Source organism: Desulfitobacterium nosdiversum, assembly GCF_049860565.1.
Lineage (GTDB): Bacteria > Bacillota > Desulfitobacteriia > Desulfitobacteriales > Desulfitobacteriaceae > Desulfitobacterium_A > Desulfitobacterium_A nosdiversum.
Window position 1 is genome coordinate 4,029,857 of the sequence record NZ_CP172056.1, and the last position, 12,702, is coordinate 4,042,558.

At 42.8% G+C, this 12,702-nt stretch carries 16 protein-coding genes; all 16 read right to left on the reverse strand.

Annotated elements, in window-relative coordinates:
• Window positions 1-328 precede the first annotated feature (328 nt).
• Complete coding sequence (locus ACHOLT_RS19595; RefSeq protein ID WP_425804150.1) at window positions 329-1,459, reverse strand: hypothetical protein; 1,131 nt, start codon at window positions 1,457-1,459, stop codon at window positions 329-331.
• A 349-nt stretch (window positions 1,460-1,808) separates the two neighbouring features.
• Entirely contained in the window at window positions 1,809-2,663 is an 855-nt protein-coding gene (locus tag ACHOLT_RS19600; RefSeq protein ID WP_425804153.1) for a hypothetical protein, read from the reverse strand.
• Window positions 2,664-2,933: 270 nt separating this feature from the next.
• Window positions 2,934-3,224: an ethanolamine utilization microcompartment protein EutM gene (gene eutM / locus ACHOLT_RS19605; RefSeq protein WP_425804155.1), complete on the reverse strand. Its 291-nt coding sequence runs from the start codon at window positions 3,222-3,224 to the stop codon at window positions 2,934-2,936.
• Window positions 3,225-3,243: 19 nt separating this feature from the next.
• A complete protein-coding gene (locus tag ACHOLT_RS19610; protein ID WP_425804157.1) occupies window positions 3,244-3,885 on the reverse strand; it encodes a phosphate propanoyltransferase in 642 nt (213 codons plus the stop codon).
• Window position 3,886: 1 nt separating this feature from the next.
• Window positions 3,887-5,371 (reverse strand): acetaldehyde dehydrogenase (acetylating), encoded by a 1,485-nt coding sequence (locus tag ACHOLT_RS19615; protein ID WP_425804160.1) that lies wholly within the window; start codon window positions 5,369-5,371, stop codon window positions 3,887-3,889.
• 75 nt (window positions 5,372-5,446) lie between these two features.
• On the reverse strand, window positions 5,447-6,088 hold the full coding sequence (locus ACHOLT_RS19620; RefSeq protein ID WP_425804162.1) for a BMC domain-containing protein: 642 nt from the start codon (window positions 6,086-6,088) through the stop codon (window positions 5,447-5,449).
• A gap of 14 nt (window positions 6,089-6,102) precedes the next feature.
• Window positions 6,103-6,786, reverse strand: coding sequence for a cupin domain-containing protein (locus tag ACHOLT_RS19625; protein ID WP_425804164.1), 684 nt, complete (start codon window positions 6,784-6,786; stop codon window positions 6,103-6,105).
• A gap of 24 nt (window positions 6,787-6,810) precedes the next feature.
• Window positions 6,811-7,359, reverse strand: coding sequence for a BMC domain-containing protein (locus ACHOLT_RS19630; protein WP_425804166.1), 549 nt, complete (start codon window positions 7,357-7,359; stop codon window positions 6,811-6,813).
• Window positions 7,352-8,689 carry a 4Fe-4S dicluster domain-containing protein gene (locus ACHOLT_RS19635; RefSeq protein WP_425804168.1) on the reverse strand — a complete coding sequence of 446 codons (1,338 nt, stop codon included), beginning with the start codon at window positions 8,687-8,689 and terminating at the stop codon, window positions 7,352-7,354. The genes ACHOLT_RS19630 and ACHOLT_RS19635 overlap by 8 nt, the downstream gene beginning before the upstream one ends.
• 21 nt (window positions 8,690-8,710) lie before the next feature.
• Complete coding sequence (locus ACHOLT_RS19640) at window positions 8,711-8,971, reverse strand: EutN/CcmL family microcompartment protein (RefSeq protein WP_425804170.1); 261 nt, start codon at window positions 8,969-8,971, stop codon at window positions 8,711-8,713.
• A complete protein-coding gene (locus tag ACHOLT_RS19645; RefSeq protein ID WP_425804172.1) occupies window positions 8,968-9,276 on the reverse strand; it encodes a BMC domain-containing protein in 309 nt (102 codons plus the stop codon). The genes ACHOLT_RS19640 and ACHOLT_RS19645 overlap by 4 nt, the downstream gene beginning before the upstream one ends.
• Window positions 9,277-9,295: 19 nt before the next feature.
• Window positions 9,296-10,138, reverse strand: coding sequence for an ethanolamine utilization protein EutJ (eutJ, locus tag ACHOLT_RS19650; protein WP_425804174.1), 843 nt, complete (start codon window positions 10,136-10,138; stop codon window positions 9,296-9,298).
• Window positions 10,126-10,839: a cobalamin adenosyltransferase gene (locus ACHOLT_RS19655; protein ID WP_425804176.1), complete on the reverse strand. Its 714-nt coding sequence runs from the start codon at window positions 10,837-10,839 to the stop codon at window positions 10,126-10,128. The genes eutJ and ACHOLT_RS19655 overlap by 13 nt, the downstream gene beginning before the upstream one ends.
• A 32-nt stretch (window positions 10,840-10,871) precedes the next feature.
• A complete protein-coding gene (locus tag ACHOLT_RS19660; protein WP_425804178.1) occupies window positions 10,872-11,309 on the reverse strand; it encodes a EutP/PduV family microcompartment system protein in 438 nt (145 codons plus the stop codon).
• On the reverse strand, window positions 11,306-11,659 hold the full coding sequence (gene eutS / locus ACHOLT_RS19665) for an ethanolamine utilization microcompartment protein EutS (protein WP_425804181.1): 354 nt from the start codon (window positions 11,657-11,659) through the stop codon (window positions 11,306-11,308). The genes ACHOLT_RS19660 and eutS overlap by 4 nt, the downstream gene beginning before the upstream one ends.
• 36 nt (window positions 11,660-11,695) lie before the next feature.
• Complete coding sequence (cutD, locus tag ACHOLT_RS19670; RefSeq protein ID WP_425808185.1) at window positions 11,696-12,679, reverse strand: choline TMA-lyase-activating enzyme; 984 nt, start codon at window positions 12,677-12,679, stop codon at window positions 11,696-11,698.
• Window positions 12,680-12,702: the final 23 nt, after the last annotated feature.

Below are 12,702 nucleotides of genomic sequence, written 5' to 3' on the forward strand. Positions count from 1 at the left end.
CCACTCACAAATTTAGTAAATGCATGAGAATCAAGCCGTCTGTTTACGGCTTAATCAAATCCCCATTTTACATGTTTGAAGAGTAAATTAGTTGCGCATTTTCTGCTGATACCTTGCCCTTTCTTAGTATGAAATTAAACGTTTGTAGAAATTATATAATTCGCTTTTCTTGCTGTCAACTATATATCCTGATTCTGTTATTCTTGACCTGCCCCTTAATTGAAAAACTTATTTCCATCCCTACTTTCATTCATATATGGAAGTTAGTCTTACAAATTAGGACTGTACTTCTATATCTAAAGAAGTCCGAAATCATCTTATTTTTAAATTAATCCGATTTAATTAAATAAATTTTTTCCCCTAAGTTAAGAACATAATTATGCTCGTAAGAATCAATCAAGGCGATGGTATCTTTAGGTATCTTAAATCTATTATCTTTTATTGTCTTAATTATTTTACGTTCATCTAACGAAATTAATTCGATACTTACGTTTTTGGAATTAGATTCAGTAGAGTTATATGTTAACACAGCCAATTCTCCATGAGTTTCAGAGGACCATGTATATCGGTTCGATGAGAGTTTATAAACTATTTCAAGCGTGTTAGATTCTATTACGTAAAAATTCACTTGTACTCCTGATTGCGAGGTTTCCTGTTTCTCAATAATAAAGTATTTTTTATCAGGCGAAGCGTCAAAAAGCTTAAACCCCGGCTTTAAGTTCATTATTTTATTTGTCTTTGGGTCATATTGAATAACCTGAGTGTATTCATTTGTTATAGGGTAATCAAAATATAACTTTCCATCTTTGTCCCAAAGTAATTGACTTATTCCAGAATCATATCCCCAGTCCGGCATCCAAGAAATTTCTTCAGAAAAAATATTTTCCCATGAATTTTTTTCTAAATTATAAAGTGATACCTTTAAAACACCTTTCAAATTGTCGCTTTGCCTAAAACACATGTAAGCAATGGTCTTACTAGTAGGATCTAATTGATAACTTAAGATCGGTTCAGAATCTCGAAAATCCTTTGGAAACTTTATAGGGTCTTTTGTCATTGTCTCTATATTAAAAATATAAATCTCATTGATGATTATATTTTTATTATCAATCCAAACTACATGTGCTTTCTTTTGCTTATGCTCGTATCCAAATGGATAAGATGCGGTATCAATCAAGTTTTCTCCGTAATACAACTGAGTTTTAACGGGTAAGGGTTCGCCAACCGATTTTTGATAATCAAGATGCTCAGATATGTAATGGGCTTTATTAGGAGAATAAAATCTATATTGAAATAATTCTTTTTCCTCAACAATGTTTGAAGACATACCTGCTTCTACCTGAGTCCGTTGTTGTTTTAATGTTTCATTATAAAGGAGACTCTGGGGAGTTCTATAGCAAGCGGTAAGAACGAATGCAATCAACAGTATCCCCGCATATTTAATTAATCTACTATCCATTTGAACCTCCCTCTCTCAATCTAATGGAGGTTAAGCTCCCTTAGATTAAGATTTTATCTTTACCCCAAGCTATTTGGTATTTTATTTGCAGTAGCTTTTTAATATCTTATATTGACTACTTCGCATTAGAAGAAATTTCTTTTATTGTAGAGGTTACTGATACTGGAATTTCAGTATTTCCCCATTTTCATCAGTATAAGTTAAAGATGTAATTCTTGTTTCATTAGCATCAACAAAGGTCGCGACTAGTTGTTCTGTAGGGCTTATGACTGGAAAGATATACTTTATTTAAAACAAGTTAAAAAGCATATCGGTTATAAACCAAAACGCTTTTTAAGTTATTCAACTTTTACGGATGAGTAACCTCTGGCGTAATTCCTTTAACCGGGATTTCCACTCGTTTTCCGGTATGATATTGAAATATAACCTTTTCAATATTCTTCTCATTAACATCAACATCGTTATACTGAATGATTCTTAGTTCACGGAGTTCATTGTTATTTGGATTTAGCGTTATTCCTGTACCTTTGCTTCCAGCCATATTATAAACCTTACCAGTGGTCCCTGCGATTTCAACAATTTCATCACCTTCCACAAGATCTTCCGCTTTGCTTTCGCTCCTTGAAACCACTTCGACATCTACTGCTTTCAAACCCGGAGCACGAAAACCTTCATGGAATGTTATAGAATTAACGCTTAAACCCGGTGTAAGCGTGTCTGCTGCTTTACTAGATAACCAATAAAGCTCTTTAACAGCTTTTAATGTTTGGTCATCTTTACAGCTTAAATATGAAATTGTACGCTTACTGCTTTGCATAGACTTAACATCAACAAAATAAAGTTCATTTTCAGAGAATAGAACCGCAGATGATTGCACAACCCCTTTATCATTTAATAAATTAATGGTAATCGTGGTATCTTTTTTTAGCGTATTTCCGTTATCCATGACTTTTTTATCATCCTTAGAACTAAGCTTAGTTATTGTTACCTTGTTTAAATCATCAATCATTTTAGAAATGAGTTCTTTATCAGTGAAATCTTTTTGAACGAGGATATTAGTCCTTGATAGCCGAACTGCATTAATAGCGTTTTTGTCGATTGTATTAATCTGATTCGTAGTATACGTTTTGGTGCTCCCGCATCCCGTAAGGACCAACATCAAAGTAAATATTAAAACGGATAATATTTTTATTCTCTTAACCATCTCAACATCTCCCGTAATAACATATAAGGTTTAATCCCATTATATACCAGGTTATTATTGCTTTGTAGAGCAATCTAAATTTACGAGTTTTCTAACTCAACTAAAAGTGAACTGCTCTAAGTTCAGGAAGCGAACATAATGTCTCAATGTAATAAAGAAAAACAGATTACCTTTAAGTGGGTAATAATAGTATTAATTAATGAAGAAAAAATAAAGGCTAAAATCCCGCAATAGGATTTTAGCCTTTGACTTATTTGTTTAATGAAATGACTAATCTTCTCTTTTTACTGAAGGGAGAATCATTTCTACATCGCTGTGCGGACGAGGAATAACATGAACGGAGATCAGCTCGCCAACCCGCTGAGCAGCGGCAGCTCCGGCGTCGGTCGCGGCTTTTACAGCTCCGACATCTCCTCTTACCATTACCGTAACAAGCCCTCCGCCTACTAATTCACGGCCGATTAGATAAACGTTGGCCGCTTTCACCATGGCATCTGCTGCCTCAATAGATCCTACTAAACCTCTGGTTTCAATTAATCCTAAAGCTTCTGTTTTATTCATTTTTATTTCCTCCTAAATTTCATTTTACAATGGTGATTTTGGATGTCGATGAAAGGTTCATCGCGTTTGCTTCTTCGGTGTCGATATGGCATTCAAGCGCTGAGGCATTGTTGGCCCTGATCATGACATTGGAGTAAGTTCCGCCGCGAAGTCCTCCAGCTTGAATGGTCACTTTCTCCCCATCTTGAACACCAAAACGTTTTGCATCTTCCGGTGTCATGTGAATATGCCGCTGTACAACGATAAGGCCTTTTGAAAGAATAACGCTTCCTTTAGGGCCAATAAGCGTAATCCCTGGAGTTCCATCCAAGTCCCCGGACAATCTCACCGGCGCGGCTATGCCTAATTTAAAACAATCGGATTGGAGTATTTCCACCTGAGATTCACTCCGCACAGGCCCAAGAATGCGAACCTTTTCAATCGCCCCTTTCGGCCCGGCTATGGTTAAGGTTTCCTTGCAGGCATACTGCCCGGGTTGGGACAAGTCCTTCATTGCTGTTAATTGATATCCTTCACCAAACAATGTGTTCAATGCCGTTTGGGATAGATGAATATGCCGGTTAGATACCCCCACGGGTATGGAGTTATCAGCTTCTTTAATATCCCCCCCTTCTTTGACTACTGCTAGCAGAAGTTCTACTAAAGCGTCATATTTCCCCACTTTAGCAATCACCTCTTTTTTTCAATAGGGTCAGAACCTCATTGACCAGGGATTGAATCTGTTCTTCACTGACTGAGCTCGAATTTCCGAGCTGGGCCGTGCAAGCAGAATACACGGGATTGACATTTTCGGTGAAGTCTTTAATGCCATAAGCTACCCGTTTAATATTGATCAAGTGCATGGGGGTTACATTATCGGAGGTTGCACTTCCGCCCCATGTACCGCAACCCAAGGTAAAAGCAGGTGAAAGCCCGGTACTTGCTCCCACACCGCCTTGGCTGGAGGAGGTATTGACTAAGATCCGAAAGACCGGTTTTTCTGCGAATTTCATCACCATATCGGAATCTTCGGTATGAATGGAAATGCTGTGTCCAACCCCGCCATTATTTAATAATTTGAAACACAAATCGCAGGCTTCATGCCAGTCTTTCACCGTATAAAAAGCCAGTACGGTCGTCAGCTTTTCATAAGAAAGCGGATAGCCTTCCCCAACGCCTTGCTGTTCACCCAAGAGAACCTTCGTTCCGGGCGGAATAGATATTCCTGCCGCGTTTGCAATGACTTCTGCCGATCTTCCAACCATTTTCGCACTCATAGCATGACCGCGGACAAACAGGTTTTTAGCGACTTTATCCGTCTCCGAGGGGGTCATGAAATAACCGCCTTGGCGTCGAAACTCTTCCATAACCTGATCCCGCATGCCTTCTTCAACAATAACGGATTGTTCTGATGCACAAATGGTCCCATTGTCGAACGTTTTGCTCGCGATAATATTTTTAACAGCTTTGGTAATATTGGCCGTTCTTTCAATATAGGCGGGGACATTTCCCGGGCCTACACCTAAGGCCGGTTTTCCTGCGCTGTAAGCCGCCTTTACCATGGCTGAACCGCCTGTTGCGATGATCATATTGACTTCATCGCATTTCATCAGTTCATTGGTAGCATCCATAGACGTTTTCGAAATACAGCCGATAATATTAGCCGGGGCGCCGGCTTCGACAGCAGCGTCATGCATCAATTGAGTTGCACGCAGTGTGCATTTCGCAGCTGATGGATGTGGAGAGATGACAATTCCGTTGCGGGATTTAACGGCTATAATGCATTTGTAGATCGCCGTGGAGGTGGGGTTGGTTGACGGAATAATTCCCATAAGCAATCCCACGGGCTCAGCAATTTCCATGACTTTATTGACCTTATCTTCTTTAATCACGCCGATCGTTTTCATCGGTTTGATAAATTCATAAAGTTCCGTGGAAGCAAAGCGATTCTTGAATGTTTTGTCTTCGACTTTACCAAATCCCGTTTCTTCCACCGCCATTTGAGCCAGCGAAACAGCGTTATCCTCTGCTGCCTTTACCATATTTCGGACAATCTTGTCGATCTGCTCACAATTGAATTTTGCAAGTTCGGCTTGGGCTAATTTGGCCTTACGGGCAAGATTTCTTGCCTCTTGCACTGATTGTAAATCGTAATCAAAGCTTTCCAATTTAATGTTCCTCCCTCAACCGTCTATACCTGCGCAACAGGTATACCCGTTAACATTCATGGTCTGCGACACAAGTTACGTCTTATTCCCTCCCTCGTAATATCCCTGTAATTTTTGAATAAGCAAATCTTTATTGGCTCTGGATATTGCTCTGCCTGCGATATCCAGTTCTTTGTATTCTCTCGCTAAATTTCTCAGTTTTACCACAGGGAGAGATTTCAGCACGTCCACGCTTTTTTCAAGACCGAATTTCTGAACGAATGCATCCACTTGCTCTTTATGGCAGTTTTCCAGAGTCATCGGTTCCAAATTCGTATTCTCATTTTTCATCTCGATCGATTCAATCAATTCAATCGATTCAATCAATTCTGTTGCTGTCTCCCCAAGGGAACTTGCTTTCTCCTGTTCTTCAATGGGAATGGGCTGCTCCTCATCGAAATCAGCGTTTTCATCAATTATGCATTCTAAACTATCATGCGGTCTGGGGATGACATGCTGCGAAACCAAAGCTGAGTGATTGATGTGCTTAACTGCTGTTACCCCTGCTTCCACGGAGGCTTTAACAGCTCCGACATCGCCTGTTACCGCAATGGTGACCAGACCGCCGCCTACAAAAGTTCTCCCGACAAGTTTTACTTGTGCCGTCTTGAGCATAACATCTGCGCATTCTATCGCAGGAAGAAGCCCACGTGTCTCAATTAGGCCAAGAGCCTGCATAACTTATCCCCCTCTTATTTAGCCGTGAGCTCAGACCAGTTTGCCGGATAAGTTACATAAAAAAGTTTGACATAACCGGTAGAACTCCAGGTGACTTTTGAACCTTTGGGTATGAAAAGCACGTCACCCTGGCAGGCTTCATAAGTTTTACCATGGATTGTGATGGACAAACTTCCTTCGAGAATAATATCAATTTCTTCATAGCATAATTCCCAGTCAAAGCTCGATTTTTCAAGGGTCAAAAACCCTGCACTCATTTGAGAATCATCTTTGCTGATCACTTCACGATAAGCCACATGAGTGCCAGACTTCCCTGTATCAAAATTCTCGAATTGAACACTTCTGCCGCGCACAATTTTCAGTCCGCTTTGGGGATCTCCCTCGGTCAGAAATGGCTTCTTAAGGGCTGGAGCGGAGAGACCGGTCAAAAGCCCATTGCTCAAAACCGCTTTAACGACTTGATAAATTACATCTCTGTCTAAGACAGTTGCCGGATTCTCTGTTTTTGGCAGACTACCGTTTTTACAACTCGGAACTTCCACAGCAGCTGAAGCTGAACCGACAGAAAATTCCACTCCCAATTCTTTAGCCAGATCCTTTGCTGATGGAGTAATGATTGTACAGCAGTCTATGCTAAATACTTTTTGACCGTTTTTAGCTGCCGCTTTGACCTCTTCTGCACAAACAAGTTTCTTCAAGATCGCACCTCCTTTCGATCATCACTAAACCAGGGATGCCCACAGCCGATCCGAAGGCGATGGAATCACTTCGGTATCGACGAGCAAGCCTTTTTCCAGGGCAATAGCTTTCCCGGCTTCAACCCCTTCCTCTACAGCAGCAACATCACCGGTAAATGTGAAATACGCCTTCCCCCCCAGTCCTCTGCCCAATCGAAGCTCCAAAGCCTGAATATCGGCAGCTTTAAGCGCCGCGTCTGCAGCAGTGATCATGGATGCCATTGAGAAGGATTCCATAATTCCCAGCGCTCCGGTACCAGCCGGTTCAGTCGTGCCCGTTATAGCTGGAAAAACCCCTGGATGAACATTGGGAAGAATAAAGCTGTCCACTAAATATTCGCCCGCGGAAGCTTCTCCCGCATTGATCGAGCTTTCCACGGCAGCAACATCGCCTTGGACGATGGCAATATATTTACCCGGGCAGACGGAGGTAGCACTGACTACATCAACGTAGGCTCTTTTCAGCATTTGGTCTGTAGCATAAATTCCTTTAGCAACACTCATAATCTCAATCATACCTATTGCTCTATACATACGACCCCACCCTTATCACAATAGAATTCTCCTTGATTTCTGCAACCGTACCAGCCAAACTGGCATGAACCGCAGCCCCAAGGCTGTTTTCCGGAATTTTCCCAATCAATTGTTCTTTCTGCACATGTTCACCGACATTAACGACCGGAATTGCCGGTGCTCCTATATGCTGGCGAAGTGATATCTCAATGGTTTCGGGACGAAATTCGACTTGAGTCATCGGTGCAGGCTGATCAAAGGAGGACAAGCCAATTCTGGCGATAAGCCGTTTGCTTGGAATCAAGCGATATTCTCTGGCCGACCTCGTTTGGTATTCCTTCTGTGCCGGCTGGTATCGTATTCCTTGCTCATCCAGTTTTTTCTTGAAATAGATATTAGCCGATTTGGGATGAAGATTTGCCGGGCAGGAGAATAATTCACAGGCATTGCATTCACAGCATAATTGAGCGATTTGCAATTCATGGATGTCCTGGATATTGTAGCTGAGAGCCCGCATCATTTTATGCGGCTGAATACTGTGCCCCAAGAGGTAACGCGGACACAAATCCGTACACATGCGGCATTGCTCGCAGGCAGTCCTGTTGATGACCCGAGCCTGATTCAGATTGACGGACTTCTTGCGAATCAGAAAATGATCTTTTTTAAGCACGACATAGCCCTTGCTCTTTTTGGTAACGTGTCCGTCAACACCGGTCTTAAGCGGGCCCATCATGGGGCCGCCGTCAATAACGGCATAATCATCTAAGTTTTCTACTCCGCTTTGCTTGATAACATCCCGGATGGGCACTCCAACCGGCACTTTAAGTGTCATACGGCGGGGAATATCTCCGGCAACAGTGATGTATGTTTCCGTAACGGGCTTCCCAGCCATCGCATTGAAAATGTTAAGTGCCGTTTCCGCATTGATGACTACACAGCCTACTTTTAAAGGGATGGAGGCTTCCGGAACAATCCTTTGCGTTAATTCATGAACCAGAACTTGTTCATCGCCGGCAGGATACATATCCCGCAGTTCCTTCACTTCCATGAAATCAGCCAGTCCCAAAGCTGATATTCTCTCTCGCATGTGAGCAATGACTTCTTTATGTTTGCCCTTGATCCCCATAATCGCTTTACCGGCTTCAATATATCGTCCCGCCGCTTCGAGTCCTTTGATGATTTCATCGGCAAACATGGCCATCAACTGCTGATCCACCCTCAGCAGCGGCTCGCATTCAGCGCCATTCAGCAATATATACTCCGCTTTTGAAGTGAGTTTGGCATGAGTTGGGAATCCAGCTCCTCCTGCTCCAATAACCCCTGCATTCTTTATCATGTTTAACAGATCCAACGTTTTCCCACCTCCGAATTTCTAAAACGTGCAGTCTTCATCGATAATTCCTACAATAATGGCATCAATGGGTGTATTCTCCTGATTCAGCATTTTGCGCGCAGAGCTGCCGGTACAAACAAGGACACGTTCGCCAATGCCTGCGCCAATAGTGTCGGCGGCAATTAAAAGACGGCCTGCGTCAATTCCGCCAAGGACTTCCACCAACATAAACTTTAGTCCTCTAAGCGAATCCGCTTTACGTGTAGACCAGATATTATCAATTACTTTTGCTGCTATCATTGACTCTCACCTGTACACTTCTTTAATTTTTCCTGAATCTCTTGAATCGCTGCTTCAACCGCTGCCGTATCCCCAAAGATAGCAATCATGATGAGATTCTGCGGGCAATGACCTTTAATATCTTCTACGACTACACCGGCTGCCTTCTCGGCAATGTCAGCAGCAAAAACCATATCAATCAACCGCCCCTGAACTAAACCTACAGCATCGTAGTTCTCAATGGAGACACTGGGTGCAGAACCTTTGCGTCGAAAAAGAAGATCTACCGTTCCTTTGGAAGGAGATTTAATAATGCGATAATCCATGAGTTACAGTCACTCCTATCTAGAGGATTTCCTGCGTGCAGTTCAAAGCTATCCCTAAGGGTGTCACAAACATGGGGTTTTGCGGCTTATAAATAGGAAGGTGGATTTGCTTGGCGATTATATCTTCGATTCCTTCCAAGCAGCAGGTTCCCCCAACCAGGTAGATCTGTTCAACCGCGTAATCGCGCACATGACGGTTAATGATGGAGGCCACTTTTTCAATAACAGGCCGCAGCACCGGAAGCAATTCCTTATGGTGTTTCGGATCGCGCTTATATTGATCGGCGTCATCAAAGCTCAGCTTATAAGCCCCGGCAATAACGAGCGAAAAATGCGTGCCTCCTGTCGGCTCATCAGCTACATAAATTACTTCGCCGTCTTTCAGAATGGCAATCCCCGTAGTACCTCCGCCAATGTCGACAATCGCCCCATTTTTAATTTTCAGTACCGCATTTGCTGCCGTAGGTTCATCCAAAAGCTTGGTTAATTCAAAACCGGCTCCCTGTACAACATGTTTGATCGCTCCCGAATCCAGGGTGAACGTTCCTGGGGGCAGGGCCGCTGCAGCATAAATGAGTGTTGTCCCGATTTTTTCTTCAAGCTCCTGTTTTAGTTCTTTGACAATGCGGATCGCACCCATATAATCGACAACCATGCCGTCTTTAACAACATTAGCAAATCGGTACGCACCGGCAACAGGCTGATAATTCTCATCAAGGACGGCCAGGACAATATAAGCTGTCCCTAAGTCAACCCCTGTATAGTAAACGGCGGATTTTTTCACGATCGGTTTTGCCATCACTTTTTCAAAATCACAAACCAGTTGATCGCAATATTGAAAGGGTGTACTTACGGTTTGCATTTTTGTCCTCCCTGACACTTCCACATCATGATGCGGAGTGCATTAATAATAATGTTTACTTTCTCAATTAAATCTTCACGCGTACAGGCCTGCTGTTCTTCATTCCAATAGGCTTCTAAGATCGCAATCTCAGCCTCGCGGAGGGAAACGCGCAAGTGATTTAACCGGGCCATCGTTTTTCCCTGCTGCAGCTGACCGTTAAAGTTATGGATATCAAAATATTTCTCAAGATTATGAGCGCAATTATTAATTTCTGTTTCGGACCATTCCCAGAGTTCAATTTTGTCCGGCGCTGTTTGATGGAATTCAGCGTTTTTTATGCTCTGAACGTATTTCTCCAGCTGCAGAACCTCTTCGGCCAGGACAGCGTCACCGCAGCTAGAAAGATCGGTCCCTATTACTTGAAACAGAGATTCAATCCATTCCAGTCTGCATCTTAATCTTAAAACGCACCAATTTTGCGATCCTTGAACAGGATTTGTACTGCTATCGTTTGCCCTATTACTTAAGGCAGTGTCTGCGCTTCGTCCATTCTTGTCCCGCTTGTCTTTCCTGTCCTGCTCGGGCAGCAGCTTTATCCCTCTGTCCATAAGAAATTGGCGGGCACCGGGGGTGATCTTTATATTTGGTTCGAGAGCGTAAGTGCTAAAAGGATTTATTTTATATAAATCTCGCAGCTCCATTTCGGTAATGAATTTCATAGCCTCACCTCACACTTTCTTGCTTCGGAATTTTACTGTTTTCCAAGCAGATACGATTTCAGCGCTTTAACACCTGTATTGTTTTTTAACGAAATCCAAAAGTATGGTTCGGAAACCCCGATATGCTGGAGCTGTTGCCGACACAAGCTAAGATTTTCCGGCGCTAAATCGATCTTTGTGACCACCCCGATAACCGGACAAGTAAACGTTTGAGCAAAACGCGGCGGGTATACGTCAATCGGATTAAAGGCATTGATAAGGAAAAGCACATGGGATGCGGTTTGTGCAGTTGCAATCAGGTATCTATACATCGAAGCGTTTTCAATATATGAGCCCGGTGTGTCCATCGTATTTTTCCCATAGATGACATCCTGAGTTCTTCTTAACGGTCTATCCGTATCATTTAAAACATTGACTAAAGTGGATTTGCCCACCTGAGTAGGTCCGATGACCATAATACGTTTTTTCATGTGCGTGTCACCTTGGCCGGCGTAAAAAGCAGCAGCTTTTCCAATGTGTCATTGATAGCAGCCATAGCAGCTTCGACACTGGCGACATCGCCAGATATCACCAAGGATCCGGTAAAGCGATCCAAAAAACCGATCTCGACATCTGATGCCTTGGTTGCAATATCGGCAGCGATAATTGCCGTCTCGCTCGGAGTGAGGGTTAAAATTCCAATGGCTCCGCGCTCTTCAATCCCCAGGCGTTCATATAAATCGGATACGGGTGAGGCGATGATATGTGCCAAAGTAACTTGCTTGCCAGGTACATATTCCTGAATAATGCGTTTTCGGTCAAATTCATCAGCTTCACTCATAAAATCCCCCCATCCCGTTGATCTCCTTGTAATGATTTAATGCTTAACAATTTTGACGTTTAAGCTGTACTCTTGGATGACCTCTGCAATACGGTCCAGCTCTTCTGCTTTGACGCTCACATCGTCTGTAATGGTGTACTTCAGATCTAACTGCGTGTATTTATTGATTCCTAATTTGTGATAAGGCAGCAGATCAATGCCTTGAAAATTTTTAAAGTTTTTAAAGGGAAGTAAAAATTCCATGGTACGCCGGATTACATCTATGCTGTCATTCATGCCTCTGATCAGAGGCATCCTGATTTTTACGTTAAATCCACGATGGATAAGTTCGGTGAGATTATCCAGAATGCGTTCATTTCGGACCCCAGTCAGTTCATAATGACGGTCAGCATCAATATTCTTAATATCAAACAGAATCAAATCGGTAAATCGTGCGACCATAAGCAAAGCGTCCCGTTTTGCATAACCGCAGGTCTCAATCGCTGTATGAACTCCCATCTGTTTGCATTCCATCAGAAGGTTAGCTGCAAACTCAGGCTGCGATGTGACTTCTCCTCCGCCAAGAGTGACCCCTCCGCCTGAACTTAGATAGAAAAGTGTATCTTGTTGGATGATTTCCAAGACTTCGGAGACCGTTTTGTCCATACCGGCTATGGAAAGGGCTTTTTTCGGACATGCCGCTTCACATTTGCGGCACCCCCTGCAATCCATCTTTCTATTGACTTTATGTCTGGGGCCTCCACCGGAATGGTTGGATAACTTGCCGTCTGGGTCTGCCCAATAATGAATCTTTTCCGGACAAACGGAAATACAGCTGCCGCAATGAATGCACAAATCCTCCATAAACATGACCTGATATTTTCTTTCAAGTCCCTCAGGATTTGAACACCATTTGCATCTTAGAGGGCACCCCTTGAAGAAAATTAGTGTTCGGATGCCTGGCCCGTCATAAATTGAATACTTCTGAACATTGAAGATCCTCGCTTTCCGTTCCAAGATGCTGCCCATTTCTGTACTCATCATGTCTCCGTTCCTTAAAAAAT

Bases quoted from the DNA above. Each gene is read 5' to 3' on its own strand.
- ACHOLT_RS19595 (WP_425804150.1), bottom strand. From the start codon at position 1,459: ATGGATAGTAGATTAATTAAATATGCGGGGATACTGTTGATTGCATTC.
- ACHOLT_RS19600 (WP_425804153.1), bottom strand. From the start codon at position 2,663: ATGGTTAAGAGAATAAAAATATTATCCGTTTTAATATTTACTTTGATG.
- eutM (WP_425804155.1), bottom strand. From the start codon at position 3,224: ATGAATAAAACAGAAGCTTTAGGATTAATTGAAACCAGAGGTTTAGTA.
- ACHOLT_RS19620 (WP_425804162.1), bottom strand. From the start codon at position 6,088: ATGCAGGCTCTTGGCCTAATTGAGACACGTGGGCTTCTTCCTGCGATA.
- ACHOLT_RS19630 (WP_425804166.1), bottom strand. From the start codon at position 7,359: ATGTATAGAGCAATAGGTATGATTGAGATTATGAGTGTTGCTAAAGGA.
- ACHOLT_RS19640 (WP_425804170.1), bottom strand. From the start codon at position 8,971: ATGATAGCAGCAAAAGTAATTGATAATATCTGGTCTACACGTAAAGCG.
- ACHOLT_RS19645 (WP_425804172.1), bottom strand. From the start codon at position 9,276: ATGGATTATCGCATTATTAAATCTCCTTCCAAAGGAACGGTAGATCTT.
- eutJ (WP_425804174.1), bottom strand. From the start codon at position 10,138: ATGCAAACCGTAAGTACACCCTTTCAATATTGCGATCAACTGGTTTGT.
- ACHOLT_RS19655 (WP_425804176.1), bottom strand. From the start codon at position 10,839: ATGAAATTCATTACCGAAATGGAGCTGCGAGATTTATATAAAATAAAT.
- ACHOLT_RS19660 (WP_425804178.1), bottom strand. From the start codon at position 11,309: ATGAAAAAACGTATTATGGTCATCGGACCTACTCAGGTGGGCAAATCC.
- eutS (WP_425804181.1), bottom strand. From the start codon at position 11,659: ATGAGTGAAGCTGATGAATTTGACCGAAAACGCATTATTCAGGAATAT.
- cutD (WP_425808185.1), bottom strand. From the start codon at position 12,679: ATGAGTACAGAAATGGGCAGCATCTTGGAACGGAAAGCGAGGATCTTC.